The organism is Streptomyces sp. JK94 (assembly GCF_053613315.1).
This window is the reverse complement of the sequence record NZ_JBSICH010000027.1, coordinates 99,891-117,606: the sequence shown is the minus strand read 5'-3', so window position 1 is coordinate 117,606 and position 17,716 is coordinate 99,891. Positions and strand designations below refer to the sequence as shown.

Sequence of the window (17,716 nt, the reverse complement as noted above, 5' to 3'; positions counted from 1 at the left end):
AGGAGGTTTTGATGTCCTCGAAGCGACGTCGTAAGAAGAAGGCCCGCCGCAAGAACGGCGCCAACCACGGAAGCCGTCCGCAGAGCTGAGACGGCCCGACGCACCGGGTGGGCGGCCGACGCCGCCCACCCGAACGCGTGCCACCGCGGTGAGGGGAAAGCCGCACCGGATGCGGTGACGGGGGTACGGTTCGCGGGCCGGTGCCGTCGTGTCAGTGCCACGAGTGGCCGTGGCCGGAGCAGGCCGGCCGGCTCGATGCCGTCGGAGCCGACCGGCACGACGGCGCGGGCGTGCTCGGCGAGGACGCGGATCACGGTCCCCCCCCGTTCCCCCGCCGCTCACTTGCGGGCCGAGCGTCGGCGCAGCCGGAGGGGCAGGACGTACCAGGACAGCGCGAACCACAACATCACCACACCCGCGAGGATTTCGGCCAGCACACCGGACACGACGACGTGCAGGATGAGAAGGAGTGTGCACCCGATGGTCAACGCCAGCAGCACCATGCCGCACATCATGAGGCGGTGCGCGATCTCCACCATCTCGTCCTTCATGCGCTGTCCGGACAGGAAGCGGTGGATGGAGACCGGTGCTATCAAGGAGGCCGTGGCCGAGGCCCCGAGGACCACCGTGATGACGTAGACGACGTGGTCGAACGTCCCGAGGGACCGGAACAGGGGCGTGAAGGCGACGCTCAGGAGAAATCCGAAGAGGATCTGCACCCCGGTCTGGGCGACGCGGGTCTCCTGCATGATCTCGTTCCACCTCCGGTTGACGCGCTCGCGTGGTGTCTCGGGCGCCTCGATCTCGTCACCGCGAACGCGGCCGTCACACGCGTCGCATCGGCCGGAACGTGCCTCGCCGGTCGGCTCGGCGGTTGTGGTCATCTTCACCCTCCCGTCACGGACCGTTCATCTGCCCGCTCGTGACCGGGGCATGCACGGCCACCGGCCACGTCGGAGCAGGTGCACGTACGACGGGTGCCCTGCGGTCCGGGGCGGGTTCAGCGCGGGCGGCCCCGGGCGGCGCCCCGGGGTGGCTACCGGGTGAGCGCCCACCCGACATCCCGGAGCAGGGCGTGCCGCCACCCCGCCCGGTCGTGGTCCGACGCCGACCGTGAGACGCGTACGGTCGCCCCGGCCCGCTCGGTCAGAGTCTCCACCAGGGCGCAGTGGGGGAGCATCCGGCGTTCGTGCTCGCCCACGTCGAACGCGACCCGCAGCGCGGACAGGTCGGTCCGCTCGCGCAGGCGATCGGCGAGGGTGCCGCCGACCGGGCCGGTCAAGGGGTCAGCCAGGCCCGCGGCGTCGGGAGTCCACCAGAACGACGCCGACTGGCAGGCGACACGGGACACCAGGTCGGGGAACTCCAGCGCCGCGTACAGCGCGCTCACCCCGCCGAGGCTCTGCCCCGCGACCACCAGCCGGTGCACGTCGGCGCGCACGCCGCTCGCCGCCACCAGCGGCAGCAGCTCGTCCCGGACCGCCTCCCAGAGCGCGGGCCGGCACCCGAACTCGGCGTTCCTGTCCTTGGCCGGCAGGAAGACGAGGGTGGCCGGGGGCATCTCATCGGCGGCGAAGGCCGACTCGAACGCCGTCATCGCCGGGTGCAGATACAGCCAGTCGTCGCCGTCGAGCAGCAGGACCACCGGCCCGCCGCCGCCCACCGGATGGACCCGGACGGTGCGTCGCCCGCCCAGCCGTTCACTGGTCCAGCGCAGCCGGGTGCGGGGGAGGGGGAGGACCCCGGCGGAGTCGACGAGGGGCCAGTGCGGCTGGGCCGGGGCGTCCGGGGTGGCGGCGATGGACCGGTCGCCGCCCGCACCGGCCGGGTTGAGCGGATCGGCGTACGCCGATCCGCCCGCGAGGAACTGGTACGTCACCCGCAGCCGTGCGGGCATGCGCACCTCGGCGTACCAACAGTCCGTCTCGCCCCACCGCCGCAGGGGGACCGGCGCCGACCAGCTCTCGAAGGCGATGCTCGCCGCCTCGTTCCCACGCCACAGGAACAGGGTCGCCCAGCCGTCGCCGTCGGGCCGCGACACCGGTGCCCCGGCGGTCGCCCAGAAGGCGTCGGTGCCGGGCGCGCCGGCCACTCCGAACGCGGCGAAGTCGTCTCCCACCAGCCTCATGAACGTCTCCTTGTGGAGCGGAAAGCGAGAAGGCTAAGCTCGGCTTCTGTTTAGGGGAGCCTAACCTAATGGGCCGGGAGGTACCGCGGAATGAGCACCAACCCCTTCGATGACACCGACGGCCGATTCCTCGTCCTCGTGAACGACGAGGGCCAGCACTCGCTCTGGCCGTCCTTCGCGGAGGTGCCCGGGGGATGGACGGTCGCCTTCGAGGAGAACACCCGGGACGCCTGCCTGGAGTTCGTCGAGACCAACTGGACGGACATGCGCCCCCGTTCCCTCGCCGAGGCCATGGACGCCTGACACCTGAGGCCCGATCCGCCTCCCCGCTCCGACGCACGCCCGCTTGCCCGCCAATGCGCCGGGGCGGGGGCGGAGGCCCGGGGCCGATGCGCGGAAGCGTCACCGGCCATGTCCCCGCCGCGCGTCCGCGGGCTCGCCGCGGAGGGGTGCCGGCCGGGCAGGCCTTCCTGCGGCTCCGGTCGGCGCTGCGGCTCCTGCGGCAACTGCGGCGCCTGCGGCTTCTGCGGACGGAGGGCCGGAGACCCGGGAGCGGCGACGACGGCGCCGCCCCCTCGTCGTCGGCGGGTCAGAGGGTCCAGTAATCGCGGGGTGGCAGTCGGACCCACAGATCCGCCGGCCCCGTGACCGCTCGCGCGTCCAGCAGGCGCAGTCCTGCGTACGCGCACGAGAAGGCCACCGCGTTGCAGTGGTACAGGTAGGAGGTCAGGACCTCTTCGGCGGTGTCGCCCGGGTTCGGTCCCCCGCCGGGGTGAAGATCCCAGCCCTCGGTGGAACCGTCCCGCACGATGCTGCCCTGATTGCCGCTCTTGGGGTTCGCGTACAGGCCGTAGCAGACGGTCCCGGCGGACAGCCTGTTCAGCACCCCCGGCATCTTCGGCGCGTACCCCCACGGCTGGGTCACGACGCACCCGCCCGGTACGGACGTCACTCCGACGACCTGCAGGGAGGCGTCCATGTCGTACCCGTACGGGTCCTCCAGCAACGCCTCGACCTCCTCGTCCGGCGCGGGCGAGGCCTCCATGCGGCGCACCGCTTCGGCCGCGTCGATCCCCGCCACGCAGGCCAGTCCCGTGCCCTCGTAGTGGAACCAGCCCAGTGCCGCGATGAGCCGGCCGGCCTCCTCGGCGACGGCGCGCTCCGCCTCGGTCAGGCACTCACCGGCCGGCACGCTGAAGAGGTCGGGCGTGGGCCCGGCCAGGCTCAGCCGCCCGGGCGACCAGCCCCCGATCGACCGTCTCCACGGGTCGGCCCCGGCGGCGGCCAGGGCGCGCGCGTTCTCCGGTTTGCGGGACACGACGGCCTCCCACAGCGCCGTCACCCCGTTCTCCAGCGCGTCCACGTCCGCCACGCGCCGGGCCAGCTCCCGCACCACCTCCGGGGAGCCGCACACCGCCGCCCGGTGGAGGGGACGTCCGCCGCTCCACTTCTCCGGGTCCGCGCCCCGCTCCAGGCGCCGGCGGACGTCGTCCGCGTCCTTCCATTCCCAGCCCATGCCGGCCCAGTCGTCGCCCCGAGTCGCCACCTTGCCCCCCCTCTCGCACCGATGCGAAGGACCACCACCGGCCCTTTCGTCTCCCCAACCCTCGCAGAGGGGTCTGACAACGCCCCGCCGTGCGGGCCCCGGCACGCATCCTTCTCATCTCTCGGCGAGAGACCGCTCTCCGTCCCAGGGGCCGGGGGTGCCTCGGAGACACTGACCTGTGTGACCGCCGGTGACCTGGTTGCGGAGTCGGGGTGAACCGGTCCACGACCGGCGGTCCCGGCGGCCGACGGGGAAACGGGGGGCGACGGGGGCGACGGGCCCTCGCGGGGCCGGGCGACGCCGATCGTCGAGCGTCCGCCGCGGCCCGGGCACGGCTCTCGGAGGCGGCGTCAGACGGCGAGCGCCCGGACGGCCGACAGGTCCTCGCCGGTCAGCTGTGCGACCCGGTGCGCCGGTACGCCGGCCGCCAGCGCACGGACGAGCAGGGCCTCGCGGCCGTCCGCGCAGGAACGGTAGGCGAGCAACTCGTCCTCCAGTCCGGCGACACTCTCCGGCGCGGCGTGGTGGCGTACCCGGCTCAGCTCCTCCTCGCTCAGCGGTACGGGCAGTCGTGCGGCCTCCTCGGGAATGGCCGCCGTGTCCTCCGGCGGAAGCAGCCGAAGTCCGGCGGACGACGCGCCGACACCCTGCGCGTCCAGCCACGCACGTACGGCGGGGGTCCCCATACAGGCAAGCTCACCGACGGCCGCGGGCGGCACTCCGAGGCTCACGGCGGTGTCACTCAGCAGCACGAGGTAGGCGTCATCGGTCATCCGCGGTTCCTCACGGGAGAAGGTCGTGTCCTGGCTGTTCCCCCTCTACCCGGCTTCGGCCGTCTCACGGCCGGACCTGCCGGTGTGCTTCCCCGGAGCGTCGGCCGGAAGCGGCCCGCAGCCGCCTCCGGCCGCCGCGGCGTCACCGGGGACGGCCGCGGGATCACCCATCACCGCGGGCCTCTCCGGCAGTTGTCCGCCCCCGGTCGGTCTCCGCCGCGCCCCGGAGGCCCGTCGACCGGCCCCGCGGTGTCGCCGCGCAGGGCCGCCCCCGCAGGGCCTCATCCCGGGGACCCGCGACCGTCGGTCCCGGTGCGGCGGAGCCGGTCCGTGCGACGCGCGAGGGTGTCGAGACGGGCGGCCAGCTCCACGTGGTCGTCGGCGAGGTGCTCCCGAGCGCCCGTCAGCGGACCGAGGAGCCCGGCGGCGTCGTCGTGCCCCAGGGCCCGCACGAGGGGCGTCCGGGCCTCGGCCGGCAGCCCGGCGAGGGCGGCGAGCTGGCCGGCGAGCTGACGGAGGTCGGCCGCGTTGCCCCGGGCCCAGGCGGTGACGGCGCGGTCGGCGGCGCGGCTGTCCCGGGTGGCCTGTACGCGCTGTTCGCCGGTGGTTCCGGGGGCTCCGGGCCGTAGGCGCAGGTACCGGCGCTCGGCGGCCTGCCGGCTGGCGACGCCGAGGGGGCGTGCCAGGTCGGCCCAGCTCGCCCCCGCCTCGCGGGCGGTCTCGATCAGTCCCGTCTCCCAGCCGGCGAGCTGGTCGCGCACCTCGCGCAGCAGCAGCAGCGCGGCGAGGGCCTGGTCGGAGCCGACCTCGGTGCCGGGCTGCTCCGCGGACCGCGGTCGCTGGGCGGTGTGGACGGCCTCCTCGATCGCCGCCAGCGCTGCCTGGGCGGCGAGGAAGGACGCGGGCCGTGCGCCGGACTCCTGCGGTTCTGCGGCGGCCATGGTCACCTCCGTTCGTGTCACCCGTCGGATGACGATCGTGTTTGTCATCGTTTCGATGACATGCTACAACAGAGGCAGGAAACAGCGCAGGAGCGAATCCGCTCGACGTTGGAGGTGTTTTCCGTGCTGATGCGCACCGACCCCTTCCGTGACTTCGACCGGCTCACCCAGCAACTGCTCGGCGGCACGTCCGGTACCTGGTCCCGTCCCTCGGCGATGCCCATGGACGCCTACCGGGAGGGCGACTCGTACGTGATCGCCCTCGACCTGCCCGGCGTCGACCCCGACGCGATCGACATCGACGTCGAGCGGAACATGCTGACGGTCCGGGCCGAGCGCCGGCCCGCCCCCAAGGCCGACGGCGTGCAGATGGAGCTCTCGGAACGCCCCCTGGGTGTCTTCTCCCGCCAGGTGATGCTGGCGGACACCCTCGACACCGAGCACATCACCGCCGACTACGACGCGGGCGTGCTCACCCTGCGCGTCCCGATCGCCGAACGGGCCAAGCCGCGCAAGATCTCCATCTCCACCACGTCGGAGCGCAAGGAGATCTCCGGCTGAGACCGGCCGGACCGCGCCGGGCGGCGGAGGACCGAACACTTCGCACCCCTCGTCCTCCGCCGCCCGCGGGACCTTCGCACCGGTCCGGCCCTCTGCACCCGCTCCCCCTCACCTCTGCGGGCCCACCCGGCCCCCCAGCACCCGCCACGAACGAGAAAGGCCTTCCATACCGATGCAGTCCACGACGGTCCGGGTTCCGGCGGCAGCCACGACCGAACCGCTCACGCCGTACGACCGGATGCTGGAGCAGGTCCGCTACCACGGCGCCTACTCCACCCGCGAGCGGGCCGAGGAGGTCGCGTCCGCCGTGCTGGCCGCCCTCGGCCGCCGGGTCACCGGCGAGGAACGCGTCGAGCTGGCGGCCTGCCTGCCCCGCGAAGCCGCCGAGATCTTCGCCGCCCAGATGCCCGTGCCCGAACCGATGACCGGCTGGGCCTTCGTCAGGGACCTCGCGGACCGCACCGGCGGCAGCCTCGCCACGACGCGTTGGGACGTCGGTTCCGTCCTGGGCGTCGTCGCCCGCCTCGCCGGCCCGGACCTGCTCGACCGCGTCATCGCCCAGCTCCCCTCCGGCTACGGCATCCTCTTCGGCCGGGCGGAACTCACCCAGGCGGCGTGACCGGCCGCCGGTTCGCGGCGGAGGCGGCGCCCCGCTCCGCCGCCGCGAGCCGGCGCAGCGCGCGCACCAGGGCCTCGACACCCGCCTCCGCCTTCGACCGGGGGCATCCGACGTTCAGCCGCACCCGCCCCGGGGCGCCGTAGGCGGCCCCGGGCATGATCGCCACCCGCTCCGTCTGCACGAGTTCGCGCTGCAGCACGTCGTCGTCGACGCCGAGGGGCCGCAGGTCGATCCAGGCGAGGTAACCCGCCTGCGACGGCTCCCAGGCGAGCTGCGGGAACTCGGCACGGAGACGGTCCGCGACCATCGCGAGGTTGCCCGCCAGGTACGCGCGCAGAGCGTCCAGCCAGGGCGCCCCCGCCCGGTACGCGGCGATGTGACCGACCAGGGACAGCACCGCGGGGGAGGAGAGGCCATCGGCGTCCTTGAGCTGCCGCAGGTAGGCGTCGCGCGACGCCGGGTCCCCGATGATCCCGTAACTGCCCGTCAGAGCAGGGATGTTGAACGACTTGGACGCCGAGGTGAGCACGGCCCAGCGACCGTCGCCGCCGTGCCGGACCCATGGGCGGTGGACGTGCGGGGCGTGGGCCAGGTCGGAGTGGATCTCGTCGCTGATGACCGCGACGCCGTACCGTGCGCACAGCCCCGCCATCCGGTCCATCTCGTCCACCGACCACACCCGGCCCGTCGGGTTGTGCGGGGAGCACAGCAGCAGCACGGCCGTGTCGGGAAGCGCCAGGAGCCGTTCGAACTCGGCCCAGTCGTGCGTCGGACACGGCCGGAGCCGTCGTCCGTGGGCCGCCACCGTCCTGGGGAACGCGTCGTACATGGGCGTGTGCGCGACCACGCCGTCGCCGGGCCCGGACCACAGGCGCAGCAGCTGCGAGATCTGGTAGACGACGGAGGGCCCGTAGACGACCGACCCGGGGTCCACGTCCGTGGCGTGCCGTGACGCGTACCAGTGGACGATCGCGGAGAGGAAGTCGTCCTGGCGCCACCGCGAGTATCCGAGGACCCCGTGGTCCAGGCGGTCGCGGAGTGCGGACAGGATCTCCGGGGCGGCCTCGAAGTCCATGTCGGAGACCGTGAACGGCAGCAGGTCCGGCACCCCGAAACGGTCCTGGACGTAGTCCCACTGCGTGCACCAGGTGCCGTGCCGGTCCACGGGGGTGTCGAAGTCGTAGTGCACCGGGGGGAGGCCGGGCGCCGGTCCTTGCGAGGCGGGGGAGGAGGTCACGGCCGGCCCACCGGGATCATCGTGGCGAGGGCGTCCTTCACCGACTGGACCTGGGGACCGATGACGACCTGCACGTTGTGCCCGTCGAGCTTGACGACACCCACGGCCCCCAGCTTCTTCAACCGTGCCTCGTCGACCTGCCCGGCGTCCTCGACGGTCATGCGCAGGCGGGTGATGCAGTTGTCCAGCGACCGGACGTTGGCGGCGCCGCCGATCGCGTCGAGGATGGCTACGGCGTCGTACTTGCCCGCGACCAGCTCACGCGCGGGCTCCGCCGCCTCACCCGGGGCGGAGCCCGCCGCCCCGCCGGAGCCGGCGGCCTCGTCGTCTGCGGACGCGTGCGCCTCCCCCTCTCCCTCCGGATCCTTCTCGCGGCCGGGAGTCCGGAGGTCGAACCGGGTGATCGCCCAGCGGAACAGGACGTAGTACACGGCGAACCACACCGCCGCGATCAGCGGCACCAGATACCACCTGGTGGTCGAGCCCTGGAGCACTCCGAAGACGACCCAGTCGATGACGTTGCCGTCGGTGTTCCCGATGAAGACGCCGAGCACGGCCGCCGTGAGGAAGCCGAGGCCCACGAGGACCGCGTGCAGGACGTAGAGCCACGGTGCGATGAAGAGGAACAGGAACTCCAGCGGCTCCGTGATGCCGCCCACCACGCAGGCCACCACACCGGACACCAGCAGGGCCTTGATCTCCGGGCGCATCCGCCGGTTCGCACAGTGGTACATCGCGAGCGCCGCACCCGGAAGACCGCCCAGGTAGGCAGCCATCTTGCCCTGGGAGAGGAAGTGCGTCGCGTCGGTGACGGCGGCGTTGGGCGCGGCAGAGCAGTCGAGGTGGGCGTAGAACAGGTTCAGCGCACCGGAGACCTGGTCCCCGCACACGGTTCCCGAACCGCCGACGTCCGTGAAGCGGAACATGGCCACGAGGATGTGGTGCAGGCCGACCGGCCGCAGCAGGACCTCTCCCATGCCGAAGAAGAACGGCCCGAACACCCCGGTGTGCCCGATGCCCCGGCCCACGGCGGTGATCCAGCCGTTGAAGGCCGGCCAGACCAGCGGAATGAGCAGACCGACCGCGCTCAGCACCAGCGCCGACACGATCGGTACGAAGCGGAGCCCGCCGAAGAACGCCAGCGCGTCGGGCATCCGCTGGGCGCGGAAGCGCCGGTGCAGCAGGCTCACGACGATGCCCACGGCCACGGCGCCCAGCAGGCCCGTGTCGATGGACTGCACCCCCAGCACGTCGGCCGTGCCGTAGTGCTCGATCGCCTTCTCGTCCTCGAAGTCGACGCCCTTGGCGGTGAGGTGGAAGTTCACCGCGAGGTTCATGGCGGCGAAGCCGACGAAGCCGGAGAAGGCGGCGACCCCCTTGTCCTCGCGGGCCAGACCGAGGGGGATCGCCATCGCGAAGAGGACGGGCAGGAACGTGAAGGCGACCAGACCGGTGTTGGCCATCCAGGTGAAGACGAGGTGCCAGCCCTCACCCCGCAGGAAGACAACGTTGTCAGTGACCGCCTCGCTGGAGAGGGAGGAGCCGATGCCCAGCATGATGCCGCAGAACGCGAGCAGGGCCACGGGGAGCATGAACGTCTTGCCGAGTCCCTGGAGGAATTCCCAGAGTGCGGCCTTGGTCTTCTGCATCTGTACGGAACTTTCGGGCCTGGGGAAAGGGCGGATCGAGGGGGCCGGGGGCCGCTCCGCCGCACGGATCACATCACAGCGGATCGGCGACTGTCCATGCCCCCGACCGGCGGCGGAGACCACCCCGCTGCACCGTCGGCGTGTTCGAACGCGTACGTCGTCCCGTGCGGAACCGCAGCCCGCGAACCCGCATCCGGAACTCGTCCGGGTCGAGCGGCGCGGCGGATTCGCGCGCAGATCCGGACATGGCCGGCTCGCGCCCTTATCGCCCGGCCTCGTGCCGTTCAGACTGCCCGTGGACGGAACCGAGGGGGAGGGGCATCGATCGTGGCTGGGCGACGACGGGGTGCGGCCGCACGCAGGCGGCGGACGGCGCGGCCGGCGGCGTCGGCGGCGGGCGGCGTCGCGCTGGTGCTGATGGTGGTGTCCCGGCCGGTCGTATGGCCGTACCTCGCGGGCGCGGTGGCGCTCGGCGCACTGGGAGCGGCGGGCTGGTGGCTGTGGCGCACGGACCGGCTCGCGCGTGGCCGGGACCGTCGGTGGCGGCACGAGGAGGCGGTCAGGGCGGGGCACCGGACGCTCGCGGAGGTGGACGCGATGACCGGTACCGAGTTCGAGGAACTGGTCGCGGGCCTCTGCCGCCGGGACGGCTGCACGGAGGTGCGCCGGGTGGGCGGTGCGAACGACAACGGAGCCGATGTCGTCGGCCGGCTTCCGGACGGGCGGACCATGGTGATCCAGTGCAAGCGCTATGCGCCGAGCAGCACGATCGCGAGCCGTGAGGTGCGCGACCTGCTGGGTGCCAAGGTGCACTTCGGTGCCGACCTGGCGGTGTTCGTGACGACCACTCGCTTCAGCCGGCCCTCCGAGAGGTTCGCGCTCCAGCACGGCATCCTGGCCGTGCACCGGGACCACCTCGGACTGTGGAACAACGGGGTCCGCCTGTTGTCCCTGTCCGAGGTCAACGGCCGCGGACAGGGTGATTCCCGCCACCGGACGCGCTGGAAGCAGGCGTACGGCAAGTGACGTCCGGCGCCGGCCCGGGTTCCCCCGGACGTCCGCCGGAGCAGGACGACGGGCGGAGGCCTGCTCGCGCGGAGGGTGACGGGCGGACGCCGACGCGCGGTGTCACGCTGGACCGACACAGGATCTGCGAAAGGGCATCGCCGTGATCACCGATGACTTCGTCCCCGGCTCCCCCTGCTGGCTCGACCTGGGTACCCCCGACGTCCGTGGCGCCGCGGTCTTCTACGGCGCGGTGTTCGGCTGGGACTTCGAGCCCATGGGAGAGGACGCGCAGGGCGGCGTGTTCCGCAAGGGCGGCAGGACCGTCGCCGGGGTCGGCCGGCTCACCGAGGACGGCGCGCGTTCCGCCTGGATGGTCTACTACTGCGTCGCCGACGCGGACGCCACCGCCCAGGCCGTGCGGCAGGCGGGCGGCACGGTACGAGTGGAGCCGACGGATCTCGACGACTGGGGCCGGATGGCCCAGTACAGCGACCCGGCGGGCGGCCAGTTCGCCACGTGGCAGCCGGGCCGGACCAAGGGCGTCGAACTGGTGGACCAGCCGGGTTCGCTGTGCTGGACGGAGCTGTACACGAACGACGCGGCGGCGGCCAAGGAGTTCTACGGCGGTGTCCTCGGCTGGCGGTTCGGTGACGTGGAGACGCCGGGCGGTGGGGGCACGTACTCCCTCATCACCCCCGCCGGTCTCCCCGAGGAGCGTATGCACGGCGGCCTCATGGAGGTCCGCGGACAGGATCTCGCCCTGGCGGACGGCCGGCCGTACTGGCATCCGGTCTTCGCCGTCACCGACTGCGACGCCGCGGTCGCCTCGGTCACCGGGAGCGGCGGCAGCGTGCAGATGGGCCCGGAGGACGCGGAGGGCGTCGGCCGGATGGCCGTGTGCCTCGACCCGTCGAACGCGGACTTCGTGGTTCTCGCCCCGGCCCAGGGGTGACCGGCACCCCCGTACCGGTACGTGACCCTGGCCGTGTCCGGTCACGGACGAGGGCCCCGGCCGCTCCCCCCGGTGGTCGACGTCCCCGGCCGGGCGCCGGTCCCCGGTGGTCGACGCCCCCGGAGGCCGTCGGCCAGGGGCGGGGAACGGGCGGCGTGCGCGTTCTCCCGCAGCGTCGCGGAACACGCCGACGCGAAACCGGGACCGGGGTTTCCCGCTTCCGCGCGAACGGGAACCCCCTCGGCAGCGGCCATGGCGTGCCGGGTGGACGGTGCGTGTCCGGCGGCTCGCCCGCGCCCGGCCCGATCCGGCGGTGGCAGGCTCAGGACCCGCGGCACCCCGGGGCCCGGAAAGGCCGGGCCGGCCCCGGGGCGGACCGGCGACCGGCTCTGGCCCACCACCACGCGACGAAGGCGACGCCGACGACCAGAGCCGTGACGAGGAAGCCCCCGCGCGTTCCGGTACCGGCCGGCCGCGGGGGCCGGACGCCACCGGCCGGCCCGTCGGCGGCAAGCCGCCTGGGCTGCGGCGGGGCCCCCTCCTCGTACGCCAACGCCTCGGAGATCCGCCGCCACGTGTGCGCGGGCGCCGCCGCCGGGAGGTCCCCCGGCCCCGCGGCGCGGGCGGCGCGCACCACACGGGTCAGCAGCCTCAGTTCCTCCCGGCAGCGCGGACACGTGGCGATGTGCCGCAGGGCGCCGCCGTCCTCGTCGCCGGACGCGTGACCGAGCGCCAGCTCCATCAGGTGCGCCGACTCTACGTGGCCCACTGCGCCCTCCTGCGTGGTCCCGGGCTCCGTGACGTCCGCGTGCAGGGGGGGTCCGGCCGGTCGGCGCGTGCCGTCGGACACGCCGGCCTGCGACTCGGCGGGCCACCGGGCCACCGGGACGCCGGTCAGCGTCAGCGCTCCGGCCGCGGCGACGTACGCCGGCCACGGGGCGGAGGACTCCGCGCCCGCGGCGGCGTCGGTGCGCCCGGCGGGGACGGCGCTGGACCTCGGTTCCGTGCCGCGGGACGTCTGCGTGGCCGGCGCCGGGTTCTCGTCCTCGGCGCTGCCCCAGGCGTAGACGGCGTTGCCCGTCCCCTGCTTCAGGTTCACGTCGGCGGGCCCGACGGCCGCGGTGCCGGTGCCGGCCAGGACGACGTCGGCGGCGGGGGCGCTGCGGCGCAGCACGCCCCCCACCGTCGCCGACCGCCCCCGGCGCCACCATGCTGCTCGCCTGCGTGCCGGGGGAGAACCACACACTGCCGCTGGAGGTGCTGTCCGCCGCGCTCACGGAGCGGGGCCTCCCGGTGCGCATGTTCGGCGCTGCCCTGCCCGTCGAGTCCCTCGTCGCGGCGGTGCGCAGGACCGGACCGGCCGCGGTGGGACTGTGGGCGCAGTCGCACACCACCGCCAGCAGGCCACTGGCCCAGCACGTGGCCGCGATGGAGTGGGGAGTGCGCGGCGCCCGCCGCAGGTCGGCCGTCCTGACCCTGGGGCCCGGCTGGGCGGGCCGGACGGTGGCCGGCCCGGCACGGCCCACCGGACTCGCCGAGGCCGTCGCCGCGCTGGAGTCGGTGGTCCCGCGGTGACCCCCCGTGGCCCGCGGCGTCCGACGGCACGGCCGATCCGGTCGCCCGGACGGGCCCGTCGGCACTCCCGCGAAGCGGCCGGCCCCCGCCCCGGAGCGCGGCGATCCGCATCGGACGGGGCGGACAGGCGTGCCGCGCGGACGGTACGCGCCGCCCTGGGGTAGTGGTGGCTCCGGGATGTCAGCCGGGGCCGCCGCATCCGCGGACGGTCGGCGGCCCGAAACAGGGATCGACCGGAAATGATCCGTCGAAGCCGACTCCGGGAGCGGAACGTGGAACTGAACGGCGCGCGTGTGCTGGTGGCCGGTGCGACCGGCGTCCTGGGCGGGGCGGTCACCGCCGAGCTGGTCGGCCGGGGCGCCCGCGCGGCCCTCGCCGGACGCGACCCGGGCCGCCTGGAGCGTGCCGCACGGACCCACTCGGTCACCACGACCGTGCTCTTCGACGCCTACGCCCCCGAGTCGTGCGCCCGGGCCGTGCACCGGGCCTCGGCGGCCCTCGGGGGCCTGGACGCCGTCGTCGCGGTCTTCGGATCGGTGGCCTTCGGCACGGCGGAGGAGACAGGCGACGAGGTCGCGGAACACCTGATGGCGGTCAACCACCTGGCGCCCGCGGCGTTCTTCCGCGCCGCACTCGGCGTCCTGGGCCCCGGCTCGGCCATCGCCGCCGTCACCGGCGTGGTGGCCGAACGCCCCCAGCCCCGGATGGCGGACTACAGCGCCTCCAAGGCCGCACTGAGCGCCTGGCTGGGCGCAGTGCGCCGCGAAGCCCGCAGCGCCGGTGTCGGAGTACTGGAGATCCGGCCCGGGCACCTCGACACCGGGTTCGCCGATCGCCCCGTGGCCGGCACGGCACCGCCGCTGCCCGCCGGCGGCGACCCGCGTCGCGTGGCGGCCGCCGTCGCGGACGCACTGGCGGCGGACGCCGAACTCCTGCGCACCGGCCCCGACGGAACGCCCGTCGTCGAACGGCGCGCCCGGTGACGCGCCCCTGCGACGACCCGGCCGACGTGGTCGTCATCGGTGGCGGCGCGGCCGGCCTCAGCCTCGCGCACCGCCTGACCGGAACCGGCGCCGCCACCGTGACCGTGGTCGAGCCACCGGACGGCCCGCGGCGGCCGGCGGAGCGCACCTGGTGCTACTGGGACCGGGGCGCCACCGACCTCGACGAGGCCGTCACCGCGTCATGGTCCGTGCTGCGCGTACACGGCGCCGACGGCCGGGGGGTCACCGTCGACCCGGCCCCCCTGACGTATCGGATGGTGCGCTCCACGGGGTTCGAACGGCTGGTCCACTCCCGGCTGGCCCGTTCACCGGGCGGGCGTCTCCTGCGCGCGACGGCGGACACGGTGCGCGACGTGCCCGCGGGCGCGGAGATCCGGTGCACGCTCCCCGACGGCCGGCCACTGACCCTCCGTGCCCGGCGCGTCTTCGACTCCCGGCCGCTGCGCGCCCTGCCACCGGCCCGGACACAGCTGCTGCAGCACTTCCGCGGCTGGTTCGTCCGCACCGACGGCGAACGGTTCGACCCCGCGGTCGCCGACCTCATGGACTTCCGGGTGCCCCAGCCGGCCCACGGGCTCGCCTTCGGCTACGTCCTGCCGCTGACGCCGGACCGGGCGCTCGTGGAGTACACCGAGTTCTCCCGGGCCGCGCTGACCACCACGGCGTACGAGTCGGCACTGCGCCACTACTGCACCGACGTCCTGGGCCTCGGCGCGCTCACCGTGGAGCGGACGGAGCAGGGGGTCATCCCCATGTCCGACGCCCGCTTCCCCCGCCGCGCCGGCCGGGCGGTCTTCCGCATCGGCACCGCCGGCGGCGCCACCCGGCCGGCCACCGGCTACACCTTCGCCGCGGTGCAACGGCAGAGCAGGGCCGTCGCCGCCGCGCTGCGCGACGGCCACGGGACCGTGCCCGCACCCCACGGGCGACGGGCGCTGGCCATGGACGCCGTACTGCTGCGCGCCCTGGACACCGGGCGGATCAACGGCCCGGACTTCTTCACCGGCCTGTTCCGCCACGTCCCGGCGGAGCGCCTGCTGCGCTTCCTCGACGGCACCACCTCGCCGTGGGAGGAATGGGGCATCGGGCTGCGCACCCCCATCCGGCCGATGCTGCGCACGGCAGCCGAACTGCCCTTCCTGCCCCGCCGCTCCCACCCCCTCGCCCGAAACGGAGAGAGCCACCGATGAGCCTGCTGCGCGACCACGACCTGGCCCGCGCCTTCGACCACGCCTCCCACACCTACGACCGCCTCACCTCCCTCAACCCCGGCTACCGCACCGGCCTCCTGCGCTCGGCCCGCCGTCTGCGGCTCCCCGACGACGGAGCCGGGCTGCGCGTCCTGGACCTCGGCTGCGGCACCGGCGCCTCCACCCTCGCCCTGCTCCGGGCCGCGCCCCGGGCCCGGATCACCGCCGTGGACGCGTCTGCGGGCATGCTCCGCCGCGCACTGGCCAAGCCGTGGCCCGCACGCGTCGGCTTCCTGCACCTGACCGCCGAGGAGGTCGCGACGGCCGGTGAGGGCCCCTTCGACGCGGTCTTCGCCGCCTACCTGTTCCGGAACGTCACCGACCCGGACGCGGTTCTCGCGGACGTCCGCGCCCTGCTGCGGCCGGGCGGACGCCTCGCCGTCCACGAGTACAGCCTCAGCGGCTCGCCCACGCACCGGGCCCTGTGGACGGCGGTGTGCCGCGGCGTCGTCGTCCCGGCGGGCACGCTCACCGGCGACCGCGCCCTGTACCGCCACCTCCGGCACAGCGTCGACGCCTTCGACACCGCTCCCGCCTTCGCCGACCGGCTCACGCGCGCCGGCTTCACCGGAGTGCGTGCCGCCCCCGTCGCCGGCTGGCAGACCGGCATCGTGCACACCTTCCTCGCCCGCAACGGCTCGGCCGCGCCAGGGGAGCGCACCCGGTGACCGCCCGCCGCGCCGACGCCGCCCGCCGCGGCCGCGACCGCAAGGCCGAGGTGCTGACGCCCCCGCCCGGCAAGGACCGGTTCCCGTGCGGGGACGAGCCGTCCGTCGCGGTGATCGGGGGCGGGATCGCCGGTCTCGCCGCGGCCACCCTGCTGGCCGAACGCGGCGCCCGCGTGACCCTCTACGAGAAGGAGGAAGCACTCGGCGGCCGGCTCTCCGGCCGGCCCACCAGGCTGGTGGACGGCTCGCCGGTGACCATGACCCGCGGCTTCCACGCCTTCTTCCGCCAGTACTACAACCTGCGCGGCCTGCTCCGCCGTACCGACCCGGCCCTCGCGCGCCTCACCCCGCTGCCCGACTACCCCCTGCGGCACAGCGGCGGCCTGACGGACGGGTTCGCCCGCGTCCCGAGGACACCGCCGTTCAGCGCACTCGGATTCGTCGCCCGGAGCCCCACCTTCGGCCGGCGGGACCTGGCCGCCATGGACGCCCGGGCGGCACTGCCCCTGTTCGACGTGCGGGTGCCCGAGGTGTACGAGCGCTTCGACGAGGTCACCGCCACCGGTTTCCTGGACGCCGTACGCTTCCCGGAAGCCGCCCATCACTTGGCGTTCGAGGTGTTCTCCCGCAGCTTCTTCGCCGACCCGCGTGAACTGTCCGCCGCCGAACTGCTGCTGATGTTCCACATCTACTTCCTCGGATCGGCCGAGGGGCTGCTCTTCGACGTACCGAACGAACCGTTTCCCCAGGCACTCTGGGAGCCGCTCGGCGACTACCTCCAGCGCCTCGGCGCGGACCTGCGCACCGGCACCCCCGTGCACGCCCTCGCCCCCCTCGGCGACGGTGGAGCGGAGGTGCGCACGGACCGCGGAGCCCGGCGTCACCAGGCCGTGGTGCTCGCCCTCGACCCCGGGGGACTGCGCCGGATCGTCGCCGCGTCACCGGACCTGGGCACGTCCGGCTGGCGTGACGACGTCGCCGCCCTGCGCACCGCGCCGCCGTTCCTCGTCTCCCGGCTCTGGCTCGACCGGCCGGTCCGCGCCGACCGCCCCGGGTTCCTCGGCACCAGTGGCTACGGCGGGCTGGACAACATCAGCGTCCTGGAACGGTACGAGGGCGAGGCCGCCCGGTGGGCCGGGCGTAGCGGGGGATCGGTGGTGGAACTGCACGCCTACGCCGTGGACCCCGGCGCGGTACCCGAGAAGGTGCAGGACGGGCTCGTCGACCGGCTGCACCAGGTGTACCCCGAGACCTGCGGGGCGCGCGTCGTCGACGCCCGGCACGAGTGGCGCTCGGACTGCCCGCTCTTCGCGGTCGGTTCCCACCACCGGCGCCCCGGGGTGCGCACGCCCCACCCGTGGCTGGCCCTGGCCGGCGACGCGATCCGCTGCGACCTGCCCGTCGCCCTCATGGAACGAGCCGCCACCACCGGTTTCCTGGCTGCGAACGCGCTGCTCGCCGACCGGGGCGTACGGGGCCAGGTGCTGTGGACGGTTCCCCGGGCGGGACGCTCGCCCGTCCTGCGTGCCCTCGCTGCCGTAGCGGGACGGCAGCGGCCCTCCCGCGCGCCGGCCGGGAGGTCCCGGTAGCGCGAGCCGATGGCGTGCCGGCGAGCGTGAGACGTGCCGACGAGCCGATGGGGTGACGCGCCGGTGGAGCGACGAGCCGATGGGGTGACGCGCCGCACACCGGCGGTCCGGTCCGTGCCGGACCCGGCGGCGACCGGACACCGGCGGCGCGTTCCGGGTGGCTGCCCCTGGGGCCGGCCCCGGCAGGCGCGGCACCCGGGCCGGGTCGAACGGCCC

19 protein-coding genes are annotated in these 17,716 nt (G+C 74.4%); 11 read left to right on the top strand and 8 right to left on the bottom strand.

The window, feature by feature from the left end; genetic code table 11:
- The first annotated feature begins 11 nt into the window (after positions 1-11).
- Positions 12-89 carry a 50S ribosomal protein bL37 gene (locus ACVV2G_RS24085; protein ID WP_370443954.1) on the top strand — a complete coding sequence of 26 codons (78 nt, stop codon included), beginning with the start codon at positions 12-14 and terminating at the stop codon, positions 87-89.
- Positions 90-338: 249 nt separating this feature from the next.
- Here ACVV2G_RS24085 and ACVV2G_RS24080 read toward each other — a convergent pair whose 3' ends face one another.
- Positions 339-884 carry a DUF6328 family protein gene (locus ACVV2G_RS24080; protein WP_453844831.1) on the bottom strand — a complete coding sequence of 182 codons (546 nt, stop codon included), beginning with the start codon at positions 882-884 and terminating at the stop codon, positions 339-341.
- 152 nt (positions 885-1,036) lie between these two features.
- Positions 1,037-2,128 carry an alpha/beta hydrolase-fold protein gene (locus ACVV2G_RS24075; protein WP_453844830.1) on the bottom strand — a complete coding sequence of 364 codons (1,092 nt, stop codon included), beginning with the start codon at positions 2,126-2,128 and terminating at the stop codon, positions 1,037-1,039.
- Positions 2,129-2,218: 90 nt separating this feature from the next.
- Here ACVV2G_RS24075 and ACVV2G_RS24070 point away from each other — a divergent pair, with 90 nt between their 5' ends.
- On the top strand, positions 2,219-2,431 hold the full coding sequence (locus ACVV2G_RS24070; RefSeq protein ID WP_453844829.1) for an MbtH family protein: 213 nt from the start codon (positions 2,219-2,221) through the stop codon (positions 2,429-2,431).
- Between the two features lie 286 nt (positions 2,432-2,717).
- On the opposite strand, the gene ACVV2G_RS24065 is transcribed toward ACVV2G_RS24070, so the two are convergent.
- From ACVV2G_RS24065 to ACVV2G_RS24055, 3 genes are all read right to left on the bottom strand, one after another.
- Positions 2,718-3,674 (bottom strand): ankyrin repeat domain-containing protein, encoded by a 957-nt coding sequence (locus ACVV2G_RS24065; RefSeq protein ID WP_453844828.1) that lies wholly within the window; start codon positions 3,672-3,674, stop codon positions 2,718-2,720.
- Positions 3,675-4,024: 350 nt separating this feature from the next.
- A complete protein-coding gene (locus ACVV2G_RS24060) occupies positions 4,025-4,447 on the bottom strand; it encodes a DUF6003 family protein (RefSeq protein WP_453844827.1) in 423 nt (140 codons plus the stop codon).
- A gap of 281 nt (positions 4,448-4,728) precedes the next feature.
- A complete protein-coding gene (locus tag ACVV2G_RS24055; protein ID WP_453844826.1) occupies positions 4,729-5,388 on the bottom strand; it encodes a type III effector protein in 660 nt (219 codons plus the stop codon).
- Between the two features lie 123 nt (positions 5,389-5,511).
- Here ACVV2G_RS24055 and ACVV2G_RS24050 point away from each other — a divergent pair, with 123 nt between their 5' ends.
- Together ACVV2G_RS24050 and ACVV2G_RS24045 are read left to right on the top strand one after the other, a co-directional pair.
- Positions 5,512-5,949, top strand: a complete 438-nt coding sequence (locus ACVV2G_RS24050; protein WP_453844825.1) for an Hsp20/alpha crystallin family protein — start codon at positions 5,512-5,514, stop codon at positions 5,947-5,949.
- Between the two features lie 172 nt (positions 5,950-6,121).
- Positions 6,122-6,568: a DUF2267 domain-containing protein gene (locus ACVV2G_RS24045; protein ID WP_453844824.1), complete on the top strand. Its 447-nt coding sequence runs from the start codon at positions 6,122-6,124 to the stop codon at positions 6,566-6,568.
- Here ACVV2G_RS24045 and ACVV2G_RS24040 read toward each other — a convergent pair.
- Positions 6,552-7,805 carry a MalY/PatB family protein gene (locus ACVV2G_RS24040; protein WP_453844823.1) on the bottom strand — a complete coding sequence of 418 codons (1,254 nt, stop codon included), beginning with the start codon at positions 7,803-7,805 and terminating at the stop codon, positions 6,552-6,554. The genes ACVV2G_RS24045 and ACVV2G_RS24040 overlap by 17 nt on opposite strands.
- Complete coding sequence (gene malX, locus ACVV2G_RS24035) at positions 7,802-9,454, bottom strand: maltose/glucose-specific PTS transporter subunit IIBC (RefSeq protein ID WP_453844822.1); 1,653 nt, start codon at positions 9,452-9,454, stop codon at positions 7,802-7,804. The genes ACVV2G_RS24040 and malX overlap by 4 nt, the downstream gene beginning before the upstream one ends.
- Positions 9,455-9,781: 327 nt before the next feature.
- Here malX and ACVV2G_RS24030 point away from each other — a divergent pair, with 327 nt between their 5' ends.
- Positions 9,782-10,480 carry a restriction endonuclease gene (locus tag ACVV2G_RS24030; RefSeq protein WP_453844821.1) on the top strand — a complete coding sequence of 233 codons (699 nt, stop codon included), beginning with the start codon at positions 9,782-9,784 and terminating at the stop codon, positions 10,478-10,480.
- A gap of 142 nt (positions 10,481-10,622) precedes the next feature.
- Complete coding sequence (locus ACVV2G_RS24025; RefSeq protein WP_453844820.1) at positions 10,623-11,414, top strand: VOC family protein; 792 nt, start codon at positions 10,623-10,625, stop codon at positions 11,412-11,414.
- Positions 11,415-11,736: 322 nt separating this feature from the next.
- Here ACVV2G_RS24025 and ACVV2G_RS24020 read toward each other — a convergent pair whose 3' ends face one another.
- On the bottom strand, positions 11,737-12,588 hold the full coding sequence (locus ACVV2G_RS24020; protein WP_453844819.1) for a hypothetical protein: 852 nt from the start codon (positions 12,586-12,588) through the stop codon (positions 11,737-11,739).
- Positions 12,589-12,623: 35 nt separating this feature from the next.
- On the opposite strand from ACVV2G_RS24020, the gene ACVV2G_RS24015 reads away from it, so the two are divergent.
- The 5 genes from ACVV2G_RS24015 (at position 12,624) to ACVV2G_RS23995 (ending at position 17,500) form a co-directional block, all read left to right on the top strand.
- The gene (locus ACVV2G_RS24015) at positions 12,624-12,989 is read left to right on the top strand and encodes a cobalamin-dependent protein (protein ID WP_453844818.1); all 366 of its coding nucleotides are present in this window, start codon (positions 12,624-12,626) and stop codon (positions 12,987-12,989) included.
- Between the two features lie 272 nt (positions 12,990-13,261).
- Positions 13,262-13,972, top strand: a complete 711-nt coding sequence (locus tag ACVV2G_RS24010; protein ID WP_453844817.1) for an SDR family NAD(P)-dependent oxidoreductase — start codon at positions 13,262-13,264, stop codon at positions 13,970-13,972.
- On the top strand, positions 13,969-15,183 hold the full coding sequence (locus ACVV2G_RS24005; RefSeq protein ID WP_453844816.1) for a lycopene cyclase family protein: 1,215 nt from the start codon (positions 13,969-13,971) through the stop codon (positions 15,181-15,183). Before ACVV2G_RS24010 ends, ACVV2G_RS24005 begins: the two co-directional genes overlap by 4 nt.
- Entirely contained in the window at positions 15,180-15,911 is a 732-nt protein-coding gene (locus ACVV2G_RS24000; RefSeq protein ID WP_453844815.1) for a class I SAM-dependent methyltransferase, read from the top strand. Before ACVV2G_RS24005 ends, ACVV2G_RS24000 begins: the two co-directional genes overlap by 4 nt.
- The gene (locus tag ACVV2G_RS23995; RefSeq protein ID WP_453844814.1) at positions 15,908-17,500 is read left to right on the top strand and encodes an FAD-dependent oxidoreductase; all 1,593 of its coding nucleotides are present in this window, start codon (positions 15,908-15,910) and stop codon (positions 17,498-17,500) included. The genes ACVV2G_RS24000 and ACVV2G_RS23995 overlap by 4 nt, the downstream gene beginning before the upstream one ends.
- The last annotated feature ends 216 nt before the right edge of the window (positions 17,501-17,716 follow it).

Coding starts and splice junctions, on each gene's coding strand:
- ACVV2G_RS24085 (WP_370443954.1), top strand. CDS start 12: ATGTCCTCGAAGCGACGTCGTAAGAAGAAGGCCCGCCGCAAGAACGGC.
- ACVV2G_RS24080 (WP_453844831.1), bottom strand. CDS start 884: ATGACCACAACCGCCGAGCCGACCGGCGAGGCACGTTCCGGCCGATGC.
- ACVV2G_RS24075 (WP_453844830.1), bottom strand. CDS start 2,128: ATGAGGCTGGTGGGAGACGACTTCGCCGCGTTCGGAGTGGCCGGCGCG.
- ACVV2G_RS24070 (WP_453844829.1), top strand. CDS start 2,219: ATGAGCACCAACCCCTTCGATGACACCGACGGCCGATTCCTCGTCCTC.
- ACVV2G_RS24060 (WP_453844827.1), bottom strand. CDS start 4,447: ATGACCGATGACGCCTACCTCGTGCTGCTGAGTGACACCGCCGTGAGC.
- ACVV2G_RS24055 (WP_453844826.1), bottom strand. CDS start 5,388: ATGGCCGCCGCAGAACCGCAGGAGTCCGGCGCACGGCCCGCGTCCTTC.
- ACVV2G_RS24045 (WP_453844824.1), top strand. CDS start 6,122: ATGCAGTCCACGACGGTCCGGGTTCCGGCGGCAGCCACGACCGAACCG.
- malX (WP_453844822.1), bottom strand. CDS start 9,454: ATGCAGAAGACCAAGGCCGCACTCTGGGAATTCCTCCAGGGACTCGGC.
- ACVV2G_RS24015 (WP_453844818.1), top strand. CDS start 12,624: ATGCTGCTCGCCTGCGTGCCGGGGGAGAACCACACACTGCCGCTGGAG.
- ACVV2G_RS24000 (WP_453844815.1), top strand. CDS start 15,180: ATGAGCCTGCTGCGCGACCACGACCTGGCCCGCGCCTTCGACCACGCC.